The sequence below is a fragment of the Paenibacillus flagellatus genome (assembly GCF_003217775.1).
Taxonomy (GTDB): domain Bacteria; phylum Bacillota; class Bacilli; order Paenibacillales; family NBRC-103111; genus Paenibacillus_AB; species Paenibacillus_AB flagellatus.
The window spans coordinates 685,575-703,269 of the sequence record NZ_QJVJ01000002.1 but is presented as its reverse complement, the minus strand read 5'-3'; the positions used below and the strand labels follow the sequence as shown (position 1 = coordinate 703,269).

The following is a 17,695-nucleotide window of genomic DNA, read 5'->3' as shown; positions in this document are numbered from 1 at the left end:
GCTATCCCTCCTTATGATCGACAGCCGTCCGCAATACATAGATGCTTTCCTTGCCGGCGGAATAAATCACGTGCAAATAGCCGTCTTCGAACCTCGTATGGGGATAACCGTAATCGCCCCCTTTGCACATGCCCGGATACCGGATGGCGTACCGGTCGTCCCCCAGCACGTAATGCCGGTCGAAGACGGCGCCGTCGCCGGATAAGGACAGGACAAGCGGATTGCGGATCCAGCGCGGTTCGGGATCGGGACAGCCGACGTAATAGTAACGGCCGTCCGGCAGCCGGCCGAAGTGGAATTTGCTCGCGTTGTCGGTAAAGTCGGTCGGCTTCGGCGCCGACCAACTCTCGCCGTCGTCCTCGCTCCGCGTCACCCATAGCCGCTCCGTATTGCTCCTGAGCAGCATGTGGAGGACGCCGTCCTTGGTCTGGTAGAACGATCCTTCGCACAGCAGCACCGGCCAGCCCGCCGATTTCTTCCAGATATGAATCGCTTCCGAATCGTCGCGGACCGTTTCGTCCGCCGTCTCCGGGCATATGCCGGCAAGCCGCCAGCCGCTCAGCCCGGCGGGATCGTCCGTGAACGGGAACAGCACGTTCCCGCTCAGAATCAGCCGCCCGGACGTCGTCCGCTGCGGCCCGTGATTCGGGACGAGCGGAAGCCGAAGATCGATCGGTCCCCGCCACTCGACGCCGTCGCTCGTCACCATCGCGTACAGCCCGGTGCCCGTATGCCCGCGGTCGCCCGGCTTGCGGCTCCCGTTTTCAAGCTGATCCGGCTCGTACTCGTATTTGCCGAAGTAGGCGACCAGCGTCTCCCCATGCTCGTGAAAGCCGGCGGCGGTCAGCACCGCCGGCGCGTGCTTCCCCGGCATCGAATCGACAAGCGGACGAGGCGGCGACCAGGTACGGAAATCGTCCGAAGCGGCGATCATAACCCGCTGCCCCGCATCGTCCTCGTGGGCGGGAGCGTTCGACCACATCGCATACCATCTGCCCTTGAACCGGCCCAGGTGCGGGTGGTGGCAATAGGTCCAGTCGCCGGCGTGTTCGGGACGATAGAGGCAGATGCGTTCCGTCTCGAGCCTGGGCCGGCGCCCGGAGCCGGCAAGATTCGTGACGCCGGACGCGCTCCCCGCTTTTAGCGGCCTTCTTCCAACGCTTTCTTGTTCGTTTCGTCCCATGCTTTTTGCCCGCCTTTGGATAGCCATGTTTTGACGAACTTCTCCCAATCGGCATCGAATTGCTTCGATCTGGCGATCGTCTGCACGAACGTCTCCTCGACGTAATCGCCGAGCGTCTTGGTTAGCTCGGGAGGCAGCGCCTTCGGATCGATGACCATCCCGAACAGCGGGTCGACGTTGGCGTTTTCGATCCCTTCCCGGCCGGCCTTGATCACTTCCTCCCGGTTCCGCGTATTCTCCGGCACGAATCCGTTGTCCCACGTAATGAGCGTTTTCAACCGCGCCGTCGGCGCGACCTTGGCCAACGTCTTCTGCACGCCGTTCTCGTCCTTTTCCACCAGACTCACGAACTTGTCGCCTTCCTTGCGGTAATGCCGGCCTTCGACGCCCCAACGCATCAGCCTCATCCCTTCGTCGGACGCCAAGTAATCGAGCAGCTCCAGCGCTTTCTTCTTCTTCTCTTCGCCGATCTGATTGTTGATCAGCGTGGTCATCCAGAAATTGCCGAAGCCGTCCAGACGTTTGGCACCGCTCTTTCCTTTCATCACGCCGCCGGCGACGAACATCGATTTGGGATCGCGGCCCGGATACGCTTTCTCGAACTTGTCGTAGAACGTATTGTAGAACATGCTGCCGTTTTTGAAGATGATGCCGACTTTGCCCGCCACGAATTTCTCGATCAGCTGCTCCCCGTTGTTGATCATGAATTCGGGGTCCATGATTTTCTCGTCGTACAGCTTCTTCAGGAACGCCAGCGCTTCTTTCGTTTCGGGCTGGATCACTTCCGGCACCCATTTGCCGTCGACCTTCTTGTAGCGGTCCTGGCTCGTTCCGAACGCATTGAGGATCGGATAGAACCACCATGAGCCGTCCGACGAACCGTAGCCGTACGTGTCGGCCTTATTGTTGCCGTCCGGGTCCTGCTCGGCGAACGCTTTGGCCACTTGGTAAAATTCGTCGATCGTCGTAGGGACCTGCAGATGAAGCTTATCGAGCCAATCTTTGCGTATCCACATGGTGTGATCGTTATAGACCGGCTTGTCGATATCGCTGTAAGAGGTGATCGGCAGCCCGTAATGCTTGCCTCCCGTCGCGGCCTTGTACATGTCGAACCGCTTCAGTGCCTTGTCCAGGTTCGGATACCCCGCCGACCTGTCGCTCATCGGCAGCACGATCTCTTCCTCGATCCACGTATGAAACTGCTCCAGATTGCCGATTCCGTCGCCGTAAAACAAGTCGGCCAGCTCGCCGGAAGCGATCATCACGTTCAGCTTGTCGTTGTAGTTGTTGAACGGAGACGAGACGACCTTCAGCCGGATGTTCAGCTTCTCCTGCAGCGCTTTGTAAATCGGGTCGTCGTCGGATTTGGCGACTTCCGCGCTTTCGAACGCCATCAGCGTAAGCTCGACGGGCTTCGTCGAGCCGCTCCCGTCTTTACCGGACGACGGATTCCCCTCTCCCTCCGTTCCCGGATCGTTTGAACAACCCGCCAGAAATACGGCCAACAGCGCCGTAACCGTCCCATAGCCGATCCCTTTGTTCCACCCTTTTCCCAATCCCAACTCGTTCAGCCTCCCCTTCGTCATGCGCCACGAAGCACGTTTCGGTGCCTCGGCGCCCATCTTCCGTCGAATTGCCACGCCGAATGCCCGACTGCGGTTACCGTTTCCCGCTACCCTTTCAACGAGCCGATCATCACCCCTTTGACAAAGTACTTCTGGATGAACGGATACACCGCCACAATCGGAATGACGGAAACGATGACGACGGCCATCTTGATCGATTCGCCGAGCAAGTAGCTGTCGCTCGTATAGCCGGTCTGTCTCGTCAGCTCCGTATTGTTGTCGATCAAAATGTCCCGCAAAATCAGCGCCAGCGGCCACAGCTCGCGCTTGTTCAGGAACAGCATCGCCGTCATCCAGTTGTTCCACTGCCCGACGGCAATGAACAACCCGATCGTGGCCATGACCGGCACGGACAGCGGCATGATGAGCCGGACGAATATCTTGAAATAACCGGCCCCGTCCATCATCGCCGACTCTTCCAGCTCCTTTGGAAGCGTATCCATGAACGTCTTCATGACGATCATGTTGAACGTGCTGATCGCGGCCGGGACGATCATCACCAGCAAGTTGTCTACCAGATGCAGGCTTCGGATCAGCAAATAGTAGGGAATGAGTCCGCCGCCGAAAAACATCGTGAAGACGATCATGCTGATGATCAGATTTCGGCCCGGCAGCGCCTTGATCGTCAAGGCGTACGAGGTCATGGCGGTAATCAGCAGCTGATACGCCGTGCCTGCGAACGTCACGAACAAGGATATCCATACCCCCCGCATCAGCCCGCCGTTCGTGAAGACATACTTGTACGCGTCGAAGGTCACCTTGGTGGGAAATACGTGTATCGCCGATCGGATCGCTTCTTCGTAAGGCAGCACCGAGCGGACGAGCACGTGCCAGAACGGGTAAAGCATCGCCAGCGCGACCGCGCTCAAAAACAAATAGTTGGCCCAATCGAACAAGGTTTCGCCTGCGCTCTTTCTCATCGAAATCCCCCTTCCCTCGGCGTCAGTAAATGCCGATTCCGCTGATCCGTCTGGAAATGTTGTTGACCGTGAACAGCAGAATGAAGTTGATGACATTCAGGAACAGTCCGACCGCGGTCGCCATGCTGAACTTGCCTTCCCCGATGCCGGTCCGGAATATGTACGTATCGATCGTATCCCCTACGTCGTACACCATCGGGTTGTACAGGTTGAACACTTGATCGAATCCGCCCGTCATCATGCCGCCCATGGACAGAATGAGCAGAATGGAGATCGTCGGAACGATCCCGGGCAGCGTTATGTGCCACACCTGCCTCCATCGGCCTGCGCCGTCCATGACGGCCGCCTCGTACAGCTCCGGGGAGATGCCGGCGATAGCGGCGAAGAAGATGATCGTGCTCCACCCGACCTCCTTCCAGATGTTCGTCGCCACGAGCAGCGGGCGGAACAAGTCGCTGTTGGTCAGGAAGTCGATCTTCTCCCCGCCGAGCATCCCGATGAGCTTATTGACCAATCCGTCGTTGATCGAAAGTAAAGCGGTTACAATACTGGCGATCGTTACCCAGGAAATGAAGTGGGGCAAATAAATGATCGTCTGCACCGTTCGCTTGAACAAGCGCCGGCGCACTTCGTTGAGGAGCAGCGCCAGAACGATCGGCGCGGGGAAACCCCAGATCAGCTTCAGCACGTTGATGTACAGCGTATTGAACATCACCTGCCAAAACTTGTCGAGCGCAAAAAGGGTGCGGAACATGTCGAGGCCGATCCAAGGGCTGGCCAGGATGCCTTTGGAAATTTTGTAATCCTTGAAGGCGATCAAAATGCCGTACATCGGAACATAGCAAAAAACGATGTAAAACAACAACGCCGGAAGAAGCATCAAGTACACGGTTCGAAAATGCCATAGCCTGTGCGGCAGCGGCTTTCGCGATATCGACATGGTACGGACCTCCGAGCTTGGGCCTGACGGCCGATCTGTATGTAAGCCCATTCTAGAGGTCCGGCGCCTCGAAATACATGGCGTTACTTGATGCGTTTATGTGCTTATGTGTGGTGATGTCCGCGATTCGGCGATCGATTTGCGATAAGCCGCCGGCGTCATCCTCATGTGTTTCTTGAACAGCTTGCTGAAATGGAAGTAGTCGTCGTACCCCACCCTTTCGCTCACTTCCTGCAAAGCGAGCCGCTGATCCGCCAGCAGCTCGGCCGCCTTGCTCATCCGTACGCCGACCAGCAGGCTCGTGAACGACTCCCCGGTCACCTGCTTGAACAAATGGCTCAAATAGTTCGGGCTCAAATGGTAGCGCTCGGCGAAGCCGCCGATCATCAGCTTCTGATCGTACCGGCGCCGGATTTCGTCGACCATCTCGTCCACCACGACGTGATGGACGGCCTTCCTCCATTTCTCGCCGGCTCCCTCCCGCAGACGTCCGCTCAATGCGCCGACCGCATCCGCCATGTCGGCGAAGAGCAGCGTCAGGTCGCCCGGCGCGAGCACATCCGGTTCTCCGGCCGCCTGCTGAAGCTGCGAGATGCGAAGCGCGATCGCGTTGTACAGCCGGACGGCTCCGTCCAGATTGACCGTTCGCGGCGGGCGGCGCAGGAAGTCCAGTGCGGCGTCCAACCCGTGCCGGTCGGCCGTCGCGATCCGTCTCCACACATCGTCGAACCGGCGGCCGGCCTGCTTGCGATAGATGCGAACCCCCCACTGCCCGTCGATAAAATGCTGATCCGCCATGATGTCCGCCTGGCGATACGCCTCCCTCACCGCATCGAAATCGCGGAAGTGCAAGCTGACTCCCGCCCTCACGCGATCAAGCCCGGACTTGGCGCGGAACGACCGCCACAAATCGCGGAACCCGCCGACGGTGAGCCTCCCATCGGCCTCGTTCAATACGCAGGCCCACGTGCGGCTGCCCAGTCTCGCCCCCGCGACCGACACATTCGGCGGAAGCGAGGCCGTCCAGTCCCGCAGCAGCCGCTCGAACGCATGGCCGTCGGTCCGTTCCCCCGCCTTCACGATCGCAACCCGATAAGACGCCTCTCCGGCAACACCGAGCTGCGTCAGCGTTTCTCGCACGAGGCCGGGCTCTCCCCGTCGCTCCATCATCTCGATGAACGCCATGCTCCGCTCGTAATCCGCCAGCTGCCCGTCACGGCGCTTCTCCCGTTCCAGATGCCGCGCCACCCGTCCCAGCGTCTCCGCCAATTCCGCCGGGTTGACCGGTTTGAGCATATAGTCGAACGCGCCGAGCTTAACCGCTTCCTTCGCGTATTCGAAATCGTCATAGGCGCTGATGAACACGATGACCGTCCCCGCTCTCCGAACGCCGATCTTCCGGCACAGGTCCAGCCCGTTCAGCCCCGGCATCCGGACATCGCTTACGATCAGATCGGGCCGATGCAGCTTGAACATCACCTCCGCCTCGGTTCCCGATGCGGCTTCCGCGACGATGCGGAAGCCGAGCGCCTCCCAATCGACCAGCTGACGCAAATCTTCCAATATCCAGCGTTCGTCGTCGACCATCAGTACGTTGTACATGTCATATCGCCTCCTTGTCGTACGGCAGCTTCATCAGCACCGCCGTGCCGATCCGTTCCCAGCTTTTGATCGAAAGACCATACTCCTGCCCGTAGTACAGCCGTATTCGTTTGTGAATGTTCAGCAAGCCGATGCTTCGCTTGTCCTCCGGCGAATGCTCCTCCGCGCCGGATTCTTCCGGGGCGGAAAGCGCCCGGCTCAGCCGTTCGGCCTTGGCCTTCCCGATTCCGTCGCCGTTGTCGAGCACCTTGATCACAACCGCGTCGCCGCCCTGCCGGTACACCGCCACTCGGATAAGACCGTTCCCGTCCTTGTTCTCGATGCCGTGGAATAACGCATTCTCCACCAACGGCTGGATGAGCAGCTTCAATATCCGTTGCGAGCGGAGCCGCTCGTCGGCATCGACGACGATTTTCAACCGCTTGCCGAATCGCTCCTTCTGAATCGCCAAATACGTTTCGAGATGCTGCAGCTCCGCGCCGACCGTCCCGTACTCGTCCGTTCTGCTGCAATAGCGGAAGTAGGCGACGAGGTTGCCGATCATGCCCGACAGGCTCGCCATCGCGTCCGCGGAGCGGGACATGGCCATTCCCCGCAGCGAATGAAGGGTATTGTACAGGAAGTGGGCATTGATTTGCGCCTGAAGCCCGTTCAGCTCGAATTGCTTTTTTTGCAGCTCGGCTTCGTACAGCTTCTGCTGGATATTGGCCTGCCGCTCGGTCAGCGAGCGGATTTCCCTCACCATTTTGTTGAAATGAACGGCCATCAGCGTCACTTCGTTTTTTTTGGAAAACCATACCTTCGACTTCCAATCGCCGGACGCCACCCGGGCGAACGCGTCGATCAGTTCGTTGATCGGCCGCGTGATGACGATATTGAAGAAGAGCGCCATGACGACGGCGATCGCGAAGACGATGACTACGATCAGGCTAATATACGTTTTGAGAACCCGGCCTTCCGCGAACAACAGATCCGCCGGGATGGCGGCGACCAGCTTCCAGCCCGCCTTGTTGACCGGGCTTGCCTTGACCATAGAAGAGACGCCGTCGATATCGAGCAGCTCCCCGCCGTCCCTGACCGCCAGAAGCTCGTCGGCCAGCGTCTGTCCGGGCTTGCCGGGATCGGTCGACGCGATGATCCGGTTGCGGTGGTCCGCGACGTAAATCTGCCAGTTTGCGTCCAGATGGCTGTCCCCGACGATTTCGTCCAACCGGGACCGGTCGAGGACGATGACGCCGATGCCGATCCCCTGCAAATAGTTCGCCGGGATGACCGACTTCACCGTTCGCACGGCTAGGTAATAGTCGAGCAGCTTGCCGTTCTGCACGATCGGCCCCGAGAAAATCAGCTCGCCGCTCGACAGCCTGGCCGGATCCAATTGACCGATCACCCTCCGAAGCTCGTCGTCGGTCATGAGCGAAGCTGTACTGAATACGCTTTCATTTGGCTTGATCCAATAGAGACCCTGGATCGAAGCGTTCACTTCCAAGTAAGCGCTGAAGTGGTTCCGTAGCCAACCGAACTGAACCCACTCGTCCCGTTCCGACAGCAGTGTCTGCTGCAGGCCCTTGTTCAGGAAGACCGATCGGGAAACGGCGTTGATTTCGTCGAAATACTGTTCGATGCGGCCGTTCGTCTGGGCGAACAAGATGTCGACCGAATCGGAAATGCTCCGCTTCATGGTGTGGTAGTGGGCGGAATAGGAAACGAAGCCGATGAAAATGATCGGAACGACCGCGATCATCACATTGAACAGCACCATCTGAACGCGCAGCTTGTAGCGGATCAAGCAGCATCCCCCTTTGTTTGCCGAAAACGGCGGGACTTGTCCCCTGACATGAATTAACAACATTATAAGCCGATCGATTGCGGCGGAATAACCATTTTTCGCAATTCCCAAAGAAAATCCACCGAAATGAGCAAAACCGTCCATTTCTTGCACCTGAAACCGCGTGGTAGATTGAACGCGAACGGAAATTCCGGGAACGCCGGTAAAGGGGGGATGAGAACCGCCGGAAAACGAATTCCGACTAATCCGCGTGACGAAACCGCAAGACAACGGCCAATCGATCAAAGCATAAGGAGCAAGTCGATATGAATATGAAAATACCATATATTTCTACGGAATACGTTCACGTTTATCAACCTCGCGGCGACGTGTTTCCCGGTCCCGACTCGGAAAGCTTTCGCGCCGGACGCTATTACGACCGTTGGGTGCCGAACGATCATATGATTTTGAAAGGGAAGGACGGCCGTTGGCACGCCTTCGGCATCACGCATCCGGAGCCTCCGGCGGATGCCTACATTCATGAAGGCGAATGGATGTCGTTTCATGCCGTATCGCCCCCAGGGACGCTGCGGGAGCATCTCCGGCACGGCGCATGGCAGGACTGTCCCAAGCTGTTGCCGCCGTCGGAAAGGCCTTCGGAAGAAAAGGAGTTTTATGCGCCTTTCATCGTAGAGAAGGACGGGCTTTATCACATGTTCTACAGCCCGCATCAAATGCGGCTGGCCGTATCGTCGGACTTGTACCGTTGGACGCCCAAGGGAGCTTTGTTCTCCCAGGACGGCGGAATGCGGGATCCGAACGTGATTTTTTGCGACGGCCGTTATATCATGGTTTATTACGCGAAGCCGGCGATTTGGGCGAGAACGTCGACCGATCTGCTGCATTGGAGCGACCCCGTCGACATCTTCCGTACGGAACGTCCCGGCGAGCTGGAATCGCCGGTATTGATCGCCCGCGACAATCTGTTTTATTTGTTCTGGTGCATCTATGACGGCCATAACGGACCGTTCGACAACCGAACGTCCGTCTACTGCTCCGACGACCCGTTCGACTTCCACGGCAAGGAAGCGATCGCTTCCTTGCCGGCTCATGCGCCTGAGGTGTTTCAGGATGAAGCGGGAGATTGGTATATATCCAGCGCGGAATATCCTTACCGCGGCGTAAGCATCGCGCAGCTATCCTGGAAATAGCGGAAACATCGAAGCAGCCCCCTTGCTTGCCGTTCGGCAAAACAAGGGGGCTGGCGTTCGTCCCGTTTATTGCGCCGCGGCGATCGGAACGATAGGACAGGCGGTCTGCTTCGTTTCATGGATGCGGTGATTCATTCAAGATATTGACCGTTAAAGGAGCCTGTCGAGGTTTTTCAACAGGCTGACGAGCCTTTCGCAGGCTCGTTTTTTTGTTGCCGTCCGCACGCTCAACCCGACAAGGGGACCCGCTCCGGCTTCTCCCTCGGCAGCAGCCGGCCGGCTAGCGCGACCGCCAGGCACAGGACGAAGCAGACGCCGAACAGCGCGCGGATCGGCGTGCCGAACGAGGCGTCCGCCGCACCGGCCGCTTCGCCCTGCGCCCCCATCGAGCCGACGAGCAGCGTCGCGAGGCCGATGCCGGCGATTTGCCCGAGGTAGCGCACCATCGCGAGCAGGCTGCCGGCCAAGCTGCTCTTGCCGGCCGGTGCCGCGCTCATGATCTCGGCGTTGTTCGTCGCGTGGAACAGTCCCAGGCCGACGCCGAAGAAGCCGAGCTGCAGGCCGATGCCGACGGCCGTCACGTCGGGGAGAAGCGCCACGAACAGCATCGAGACGGCGCAAAACGCCGCGCCGGCGGCAATCGGGAACGCGCCGCCGTACTTGTCCCGGAACCAGCCGGCGAACGGCGCGACGACGCCCATGACGAGCGGCTGCGCCATAAGCAGGGCGCCGGTCGCCCATGCCGAATAGCCGAGCTCGCCTTGCAAATAAAACGTCAGCGGGATGAGCGTCGCCGTCTGCGCCAGGTTGATCAGAAACGAGCTCGCATTGCCGAGCCATACTTTCCGGTACCGGAACAGCTCCCGGTCGACGATCCCGTAATCGATGCGCGAGCCCTGTACTCCGAGCGCGACGAGCAGTGCGGCACCGGCCGCACCGAGCACCCACGTCTCGCCGGAGGACGAGCCGTTTTTCACCGACTCGGCCGCCATCATGAGCAGACAGGCTCCGGCCGCAAGCAGCACGGTGCCGACGATGTCGAACCGGGACTTGGCGGATTCGGTCCGGCCGCGCGGAAACCAGCGGAAGCCGAGCAGGCTCGCCGCCAGGGCGATCGGCACGTTGATCCAGAACAGCCACGGCCAATCGACGACTTCGAGCAGCAGACCGCCGAGCGCGGGCCCGGACAGCGTACCCGCCGAGATGACGATCGCATTGACGCCGAGCGCCCTCCCCCGCTCGTGGTCGGGAAACACTTGGCGCACCATCGCTTGGCTGTTCGCCATGATCATCGTCGCGCCGATCCCTTGCAGCACGCGCGACAGCAGCAGTGCGGCGAACCCGTGCGATACCGCGATGCAGAGCGAGCCGATACCGAACACGAGGAAGCCGTAGCTGTACACGGTGCGGCGCTCCAGCCGGTCCGACAGCTTGCCGAGAAAAGGAAGCAGCGCGACCATCGTGAGCAGGTAGACGGTGGCCACCCATTGGATTTGCGCGAGCGATACGCCGAACTGCTCCGCCATGATCGGCAGTGACACGTTGACGATGCCGACGTCCAGCGTCGAGATGAGCGTCCCCATATTGATGATTTGCAAAATGCCCCATTTGTTCGTTCGTACGGTCGACATGGTCGTCTCGTCTTCCTTTCCGGTTCCGGCTAATTTGAAGTTCGTTTCCAGACGAACGACTTCCGGGCCATCTCTTCATGCTTTCCGTCGTAGGCGACGAACGTCAGCGTCGCCCCCGGGTCGAGCGCCGAGAAGTCGAGACCGATCTCCCACGGCATCTCGTACGACACCGCCAGTCTGCGTTCCCCTTGGAAGACGGCGACGGAATAGGGCTGGATATCCATCGGCATTTTCACGTAGACGAACAGCTTCTTCTTCCCCTCCAAGCCGGGCGCCGATTCGAGCGGCTCGTAGCGGACCGCCTCCCGCGCGGACGCCCCCTGCTCCACCTTGGTCAAAAAAGCGCCGCCGCCGGTCAGCCGGCGGTACATGTCGAACATGAGCGGGTTCTCCTTCATGTCGTAGACGTGATCCCCGTTCAAGCTTTCGGTCCTCGCCTTGCTCATGTTGAAATATGTGATCGCCTTCACCTGCGGGAACATCCGCGGCAGAAAGCCGTACATGTTGCCGATTTGCCCTTCCGCCCACTTCGCATAGCTGGCGTTCGTCTTCCGGTACAGATGGGATACGGCTCCTTCGGCGATCATGATCGGCTTGTGCGCATATTTCTCGTACAGCGGGACGAAGTAATCGATCTGGTTTTTGCTGAAATCTTCGGTTCCGGCGAAAAACGGCGTCGAATACAGCGAGAAGCCGACCCAATCCACGTATTCGTCGCCCGGATAGTACGGGTCGATGTTGTCGTTCGGCCAAAAGTTAGGGGACCACACCATCGCGACGTTCGGCGCCTCCTCCTTCATGATGCGGGCGACGAGCCGAAACTTCTCGACGTATTTGGCGGGCTCGTCGTACCAGGGCACCCAGGCTCCGTTCATTTCCGAGGCGTACCGGAGAAAAATCGGAATGCCGGCTTCCTTCGCCTGGCGCGCGAACGACCTGACGTAGTCGTCGTCCTGGACGCGGTCGAGCCCGTACTGCGGCTCCCAGCCGATCTGGATCGCGCCCCCGCCGGCCGCTTTGATGCTGTTGACGAGCCGGGTCGGAAAATAGTTGCGCGTATCGTTCTCGTCCTTGCGCCAGCCGGCGTACGTCAAGCCGATCGGATGGTAGCGGCCGAACGTCTTCTCGACCGACGGCCAATCGAAAATGCCGAACATGCCCAAGTATACGCCGGACGACGGCTCGAACTTGGCGGGGGCCCGGGGACCGGCGGCCGGCAAGCCGACATAGGGCTTGATCGTGACGGCGTCCGGCGGCGGCGGCGTCTCATCGTAAAACCGCCTGTCCGCCGTCTCGCCCGCCCGCTCCCAATAGTCCGCCGCCGCGGCGTACCACTCCGCCGCTTCCTTCTCCCGGCTTTCGCTCCGAAAGTAGGCCGCTTTCCGGGCCGCATAGTCCGCGGCGACCGGCCAGTTCCCGTCGCGGATCGCCGCCTGCAGCCGGTCGTCCCACCACGCCAGCGGGCCGCCATCCGGTCCGGCCTCCCGCTTCTCGTCCCCGCCGACTGTCGGCTTCGCTTCGTCCGCCTTACCCGGACGGTCGTTTTCCCGTTCCGACATCGACCACCCGATCAAGCAGCCCGCCGCCAGCAAACCCGCGACGACGGCCATCCGTCCATACGCTCGCCGCATCCGTTATCCTCCCGCCTCGAAACCGAATCTCTTCTTTATTCTACTTGCCCGTTTCGAATATAGGAAGACGTTCCTTCGAAGAACGACCGTAATCGTCGCCGGAACCGCCCGTCTTCGCGCCCGCTCATTTCCGATAATACCGGTACGAATGAAGAATATTTCCTTGCCGCCCGGTTTTGTTGTACAATAGGGAAAGCGTTAAACCTTACACGTTGTGACAAGTAATGGTGGTGAACAAATCAAGTGGAACTAAGGCAAATCCAATATTTTATCGAGGTGGCCAAGCTGGAGCACGTCACCGAGGCCTCCTACGTCCTGCACGTCGCGCAATCGGCCGTCAGCCGGCAAATTTTCAAGCTGGAGGCCGAGCTCGGGGTCGACCTGTTCGTGCGCGACGGCCGCAAAGTGAGGCTGACGCCGATCGGCAAGCTGTTTCTCGGCCATATGGAGCGGGCGCTCGAAATGATCGAGAAGGCGCAGCAGGAAATCGAGGAATATTTGGATCCGGAGCGGGGAACGGTGCGCATCGGCTTTCCGAGCAGTCTCGCTTCGCAGACGCTGCCGATGGTCATTTCCGCGTTCCGCGAACGGTACCCGCACGTCCAGTTTCAGCTGCAGCACGGCTCTTACCGCGAGCTGATCGACCTGGTCGCCAAAGGCGGCCTGAACTTGTCGCTCATCGGCCCGGTTCCCAAATACGAGAAGCAGGTCAAGGGAGACACGCTGTTCCTCGAACGGATCGTCGCCCTGCTGCCCGCCGCCCATCCGCTGGCCGGCCAATCCGCCCTGAAGCTCAGTCAGCTGCGCAACGACATGTTCGTGCTGTTCCCGGAAGGGTTCATCCTGCGGGAGCTCGTCATCGAGGCGTGCGCCAACGAAGGCTTCCGCCCGAACATCTCGTTCGAAGGCGACGACATCGAGGCGATCAAGGGTCTCGTCGCGGCCGGGCTCGGCGTGACGCTGCTTCCGGAAATTACGCTTAACGACAACATCCCGCGGTCCACGGTCAAAATCCGCTTCGAGCACCCGCAAGTATCGCGAAGCGTCGGCGTCATTACGCCGGCGAACCGGGAGCTTCCGCCGACCGAGAAGCTGTTCCACGAGTTTATGAAATCGTATTTCGCCGCGGTAGGCCGGTTCAACGACGAATGACGAATACCGCGACATTGCCTAACGAAAGAAACGGACGCCTTGGCGTCCGTTTCTTTCGTTTCCCTGACGGGATGAATATGCAGATGAGTCCGAAGCCGCTATCAAATGACGCCCTGCAGCATCATCGCGTCGGCCACCCGCAGGAAGCCCGCGATGTTGGCGCCGACGACGAGGTTGCCTTCGTAGCCGTATTCACGAGCAGCCTTGACGCTGCTTTCGTAAATGTTCTTCATGATGCCGTGGAGCTTCGCGTCCACTTCCTCGAACGTCCACGAGTAGCGCATGCTGTTCTGCGCCATCTCGAGCGCGGATACGGCGACGCCGCCGGCGTTGGCCGCCTTGGCCGGGCCGAACAGAACGCCGTTCGACAGGAAGACGTCGATCGCTTCGAGCGTGGACGGCATGTTGGCGCCTTCGCCGACCGCCTTCACGCCGTTTGCGACGAGAAGCTTCGCGGCGTCCGCGTCGATCTCGTTTTGCGTCGCGCAAGGAAGCGCGATGTCGCACGGAATCGACCAGATGCCCGAGCAGCCTTCATGGTATTCCGCGGTCGGATGCTCTTTCACGTATTCGCTGATCCGTTTGCGCTCGACTTCCTTCAGCCGTTTTACCGTATCGAGCTTGATGCCGTTCGGGTCGTAGACGTAGCCGTTGGAGTCGCTGCAGGCGACGACCTTCGCGCCGAACTGCTGCGCCTTCTCGATCGCGTAGATCGAAACGTTGCCGGAGCCGGAGACGACGACGGTGCTGCCGCCGAAGCCGAGTCCTTTGGAGCGGAGCATTTCGTCCACGAAATAGACGGTGCCGTAGCCGGTCGCTTCCGTTCTCGTCAAGCTTCCTCCGTACACGACGCTTTTGCCGGTCAACACGCCCGCTTCGTAGCCGCCGCGAATGCGCTTGTATTGGCCGAACATGTAGCCGATCTCTCTCGCGCCGACGCCGATGTCGCCGGCCGGTACGTCCTCGTCCGGGCCGATATATTTATACAGCTCGGTCATGAAGCTTTGGGTAAAGCGCATAATCTCGCCGTCGGATTTCCCTTTCGGATCGAAGTCGGAGCCGCCCTTGCCTCCGCCGATCGGCTGGCCCGTCAGCGAATTTTTGAAAATTTGCTCGAAGCCGAGAAACTTGATGATGCTCGCATTGACGGACGGATGGAACCGCAGTCCGCCTTTGTAAGGGCCGATGGCGCTGTTGAACTGAACGCGGAAGCCGCGGTTCACCTTCACGTTGCCTTGATCGTCCACCCACGGCACCCGGAACGAAATGACGCGCTCCGGCTCGACGATCCGCTCGAGAATGCCGCTCTCCCGGTAACGGGGATGCTTCTCGAATACGGGGACGAGCGAATCCAATATTTCTTTCACCGCTTGGTGAAACTCGCTCTCGTGAGGATTTCTGGCGATAACCGTCTCGTATACTTGCTGTACGTAAGCTCGGGCGGCGGTCAAGCTTTCCCGCTCCGTCGTAGTCGTAATGGACATTTCGTATTCCCTCCGCTTGAAGATTTCCCGAAAACCTGCCACATGTCGTCAGCGTTTTCCATTGAAATTATCTTAAACAAACAGAGTGCGATGAACAATGCGCGATTGAGATGAAGTTCATGCCGGTTCGAGATGACCGATTCAAACGGCATCCAAACCGCAGTAATAACGGCCGGCACAGCATGACGACCGCTTCCTCCGGCCCTCCCCTTGTCGCTCCGAACCGTGCGGATCGGACTACGCGAAGCCGGGCGCCGGGTGCGCAATCCTTCCCAGACGATCCGTTACCCGGTCATTCCGTTATTGGTGCTTTAGCCGACTTCCGCTTTTCGCTCCGTATTGTATCCTTATGAAAGCATTCAATCATCCCCAATACCGGAGGTAATCATGAACAAAAAGTCGATTTTCATCCTATGCGGTCTCGCGCTGGCGATTCCGCAAACCGCGTTCGCGGCCCCGTCCGCGGACACCGGGTCCGCATCCCCGTCGCGGCTATGGATCGTCGGAGGAGACGCCAAAAAAGAAGTGGCCCGCTTCTCGTCGGCGGCCGCTTTGTCCGACGGCGCTCCCCAGTTCCGGGACGCGGCGGCCGTCGCGAACGGCAAGCCGAACGGCGAGCCCGAGGCGATCGCCGTCGCCGCGAAGGAGCTGGACCGCCACGGCGCGCTCGAAGACCGCGTCAAAGACTGGTACGAGCAGGGCAAGCCCGTCTACTTGTTCTCGGATAAGCTGAACGTAGCCGATATCGAGCGCAGTCTCGGCTTGACGCTCCGGCCGGAAGACGACGGAGAGAAGAAGGAGACGAAAGGACAGCCGGAGGACGACTGGCAGCTGTTCGGCATCCGCAAAGGGAACGGGGCGCCGGACCGCGTCTTCTTCGGCAAAGTGACGATGGCCGACGCGAAGACGGGAGACGCGGCCAAGCCGGCGTCGGACGCGCTGATCGACGCCGTCGTGCGCGCCGATGCGGATTGGAACGCGCCGGAGCGGCCGCCTATCGCTTCCATGCGCCCGCGCGACGACATCGATCCGCCGCCCTGCTGCGAGGATCCCGATCCGATTCCGCTTCCCGCCGACGCCAACGTGCTGAACGGCACCGATACGAATTACTTGTACGCCCCGCTCGCCGGCGGCGGCAGCATCCATATCGCCACGCTGCGCAGCGATTGGAGCTTGTACCGGAACTACTCGTACGACAGCGCCCCCAATTACGATCTGTTTTACGTCAAGGACCAGGTGCGTCTCGACACGTTCAACGGCGCCGCGGGCACGAAGCTGGAGACGTACCATCAGCTCCCGTACCACCAGAAGGACGATATCGTCGGCTGGGCGCCCTACAACAGCTCGATCGGAACGACGTCGGGCGAATGGCGGCATTTCCCCGTCCGGCTGCCGTGGAACGTAAGCTGGACGTCGTCGAACTACGGTCCGATCAGCTTCTACTCGGAGAAAATGCAGTTTACGCCCGAATCGATTTATTGGAACGCCTCGCAATTCGGCTCGAGCGTCACGTTCGTTCCCGGGACGGCATGGAATTCGTACTACACGTACGTAAACGTCGACCTGACCCATGCGGGAAGCGTCCGGCTGAACGGCACCGACTACTACTTCACGATTCGCCGGAACGTCGTATACGACTATTAAGCGGCACGATCAAAAGACCGTAACTCCGGGAGTTACGGTCTTTCCTTTCGCCGGCCTGCACGCCTTCGCACACCGCGCCTACCCGTCCTCCAAGCCGGCCGGGCGCGCTTCCTTCGCCTCCGCGGGCTCCTCCGCGACAAACGTCCCGTCCCGCCAACGGCGGACGACGTCCATATAGGCGCCCTTCTGCTGATCGTAGTACGTATTGACGAACGCCCGTTCGCCGGCCTTGCGGTACCGGATCGATTCCCGCGAGTCGGCGGAGTAGATGTCGGCGGCCAGAACGCGGAAGCCGTCGGAAGAGGCCGTCAATAGCGCGTAGACGCTCCCGTTGGTTCCGCCCCGTTGGCCGATCGCGAAGTCGGGCGCGCCGTCCCCGTTGTAGTCGTCGAAGCGAAGCGGGAACGGCTCCGCCTTCCGGAAGCTCATCTCCCCGCCGCCGAACGCTTCGTTCAACGCGAAGCGGGCGAGCTCGCGTCCGCCGCTTTCGTATGCCGCCGCCTCGAACTTGCCGCTGCGGTACGCTCCCGCAAAAGGCCCGGGGGACGACTCGTCCATTTCCCGCCCCTCCGTCCACCAGATCCGGATTCGCTCCGCGACGCCGTCCCCGTTCAGATCGGCGTCGCCTTCCCCGACGACGACCGGATCGGCAAGTGTGCCGTCCGGCTTCGCCGGCTCGCTCCCGGCCCCTCCGGACGCACCGGGAGCCGACGGTCCGGCGGTAGGCGCCGCTGCGACGTCGCCGATCGCGGGACGTTCGCCCGGCCCCTCCGGTCCGCCGCATGCCGCGGCCGTCATGACGAGCTGCAAGGCCGCCGCTCCCGTCGCCGCCAAGCGCCAAATGCGCATCGATCGTGCCATTCCGCTCCCTCCTCCGTTCCCATGCCTATTAGACGAACGGCAC

Annotated in this window: 13 protein-coding genes; 3 read left to right on the top strand and 10 right to left on the bottom strand. The window is 60.3% G+C overall.

Going from position 1 to position 17,695, the window contains the following annotated elements; genetic code table 11:
• Nucleotide 1: 1 nt before the first annotated feature.
• The 6 genes from DLM86_RS06505 to DLM86_RS06480 all read right to left on the bottom strand — a co-directional run bounded on the left by DLM86_RS06505 (nt 2) and on the right by DLM86_RS06480 (nt 8,059).
• Complete coding sequence (locus tag DLM86_RS06505) at nt 2-1,183, bottom strand: exo-alpha-sialidase (RefSeq protein WP_158289359.1); 1,182 nt, start codon at nt 1,181-1,183, stop codon at nt 2-4.
• Nucleotides 1,141-2,745, bottom strand: a complete 1,605-nt coding sequence (locus tag DLM86_RS06500; RefSeq protein WP_158289358.1) for an extracellular solute-binding protein — start codon at nt 2,743-2,745, stop codon at nt 1,141-1,143. The genes DLM86_RS06505 and DLM86_RS06500 overlap by 43 nt, the downstream gene beginning before the upstream one ends.
• 110 nt (nt 2,746-2,855) lie before the next feature.
• Nucleotides 2,856-3,728, bottom strand: a complete 873-nt coding sequence (locus tag DLM86_RS06495; RefSeq protein WP_110839142.1) for a carbohydrate ABC transporter permease — start codon at nt 3,726-3,728, stop codon at nt 2,856-2,858.
• A 22-nt stretch (nt 3,729-3,750) separates the two neighbouring features.
• Nucleotides 3,751-4,668 (bottom strand): ABC transporter permease, encoded by a 918-nt coding sequence (locus DLM86_RS06490; RefSeq protein ID WP_110839141.1) that lies wholly within the window; start codon nt 4,666-4,668, stop codon nt 3,751-3,753.
• Between the two features lie 96 nt (nt 4,669-4,764).
• The gene (locus tag DLM86_RS06485) at nt 4,765-6,270 is read right to left on the bottom strand and encodes a response regulator (protein ID WP_110839140.1); all 1,506 of its coding nucleotides are present in this window, start codon (nt 6,268-6,270) and stop codon (nt 4,765-4,767) included.
• Nucleotide 6,271: 1 nt separating this feature from the next.
• Entirely contained in the window at nt 6,272-8,059 is a 1,788-nt protein-coding gene (locus tag DLM86_RS06480) for a sensor histidine kinase (RefSeq protein WP_158289357.1), read from the bottom strand.
• Nucleotides 8,060-8,364: 305 nt separating this feature from the next.
• Here DLM86_RS06480 and DLM86_RS06475 point away from each other — a divergent pair, with 305 nt between their 5' ends.
• Nucleotides 8,365-9,249, top strand: coding sequence for a hypothetical protein (locus DLM86_RS06475; protein ID WP_146250164.1), 885 nt, complete (start codon nt 8,365-8,367; stop codon nt 9,247-9,249).
• Between the two features lie 227 nt (nt 9,250-9,476).
• Here the strand turns inward: DLM86_RS06475 and DLM86_RS06470 are convergent, their stop codons facing one another.
• Together DLM86_RS06470 and DLM86_RS06465 are read right to left on the bottom strand one after the other, a co-directional pair.
• The gene (locus DLM86_RS06470) at nt 9,477-10,880 is read right to left on the bottom strand and encodes an MFS transporter (protein WP_110839137.1); all 1,404 of its coding nucleotides are present in this window, start codon (nt 10,878-10,880) and stop codon (nt 9,477-9,479) included.
• 29 nt (nt 10,881-10,909) lie between these two features.
• Nucleotides 10,910-12,511, bottom strand: coding sequence for a glycoside hydrolase family 26 protein (locus tag DLM86_RS06465; protein ID WP_110839136.1), 1,602 nt, complete (start codon nt 12,509-12,511; stop codon nt 10,910-10,912).
• Nucleotides 12,512-12,754: 243 nt separating this feature from the next.
• On the opposite strand from DLM86_RS06465, the gene gltC reads away from it, so the two are divergent.
• Entirely contained in the window at nt 12,755-13,663 is a 909-nt protein-coding gene (gene gltC, locus DLM86_RS06460; RefSeq protein ID WP_110839135.1) for a glutamate biosynthesis transcriptional regulator GltC, read from the top strand.
• A gap of 101 nt (nt 13,664-13,764) precedes the next feature.
• Here gltC and gdhA read toward each other — a convergent pair whose 3' ends face one another.
• Nucleotides 13,765-15,147: an NADP-specific glutamate dehydrogenase gene (gene gdhA / locus DLM86_RS06455; protein WP_110839134.1), complete on the bottom strand. Its 1,383-nt coding sequence runs from the start codon at nt 15,145-15,147 to the stop codon at nt 13,765-13,767.
• Between the two features lie 387 nt (nt 15,148-15,534).
• Between gdhA and DLM86_RS06450 the strand changes: the two genes are divergently transcribed.
• Nucleotides 15,535-16,791 (top strand): hypothetical protein, encoded by a 1,257-nt coding sequence (locus DLM86_RS06450; RefSeq protein WP_110839133.1) that lies wholly within the window; start codon nt 15,535-15,537, stop codon nt 16,789-16,791.
• Nucleotides 16,792-16,869: 78 nt separating this feature from the next.
• Here DLM86_RS06450 and DLM86_RS06445 read toward each other — a convergent pair whose 3' ends face one another.
• On the bottom strand, nt 16,870-17,652 hold the full coding sequence (locus DLM86_RS06445; protein WP_110839132.1) for a hypothetical protein: 783 nt from the start codon (nt 17,650-17,652) through the stop codon (nt 16,870-16,872).
• Nucleotides 17,653-17,695 lie beyond the last annotated feature (43 nt).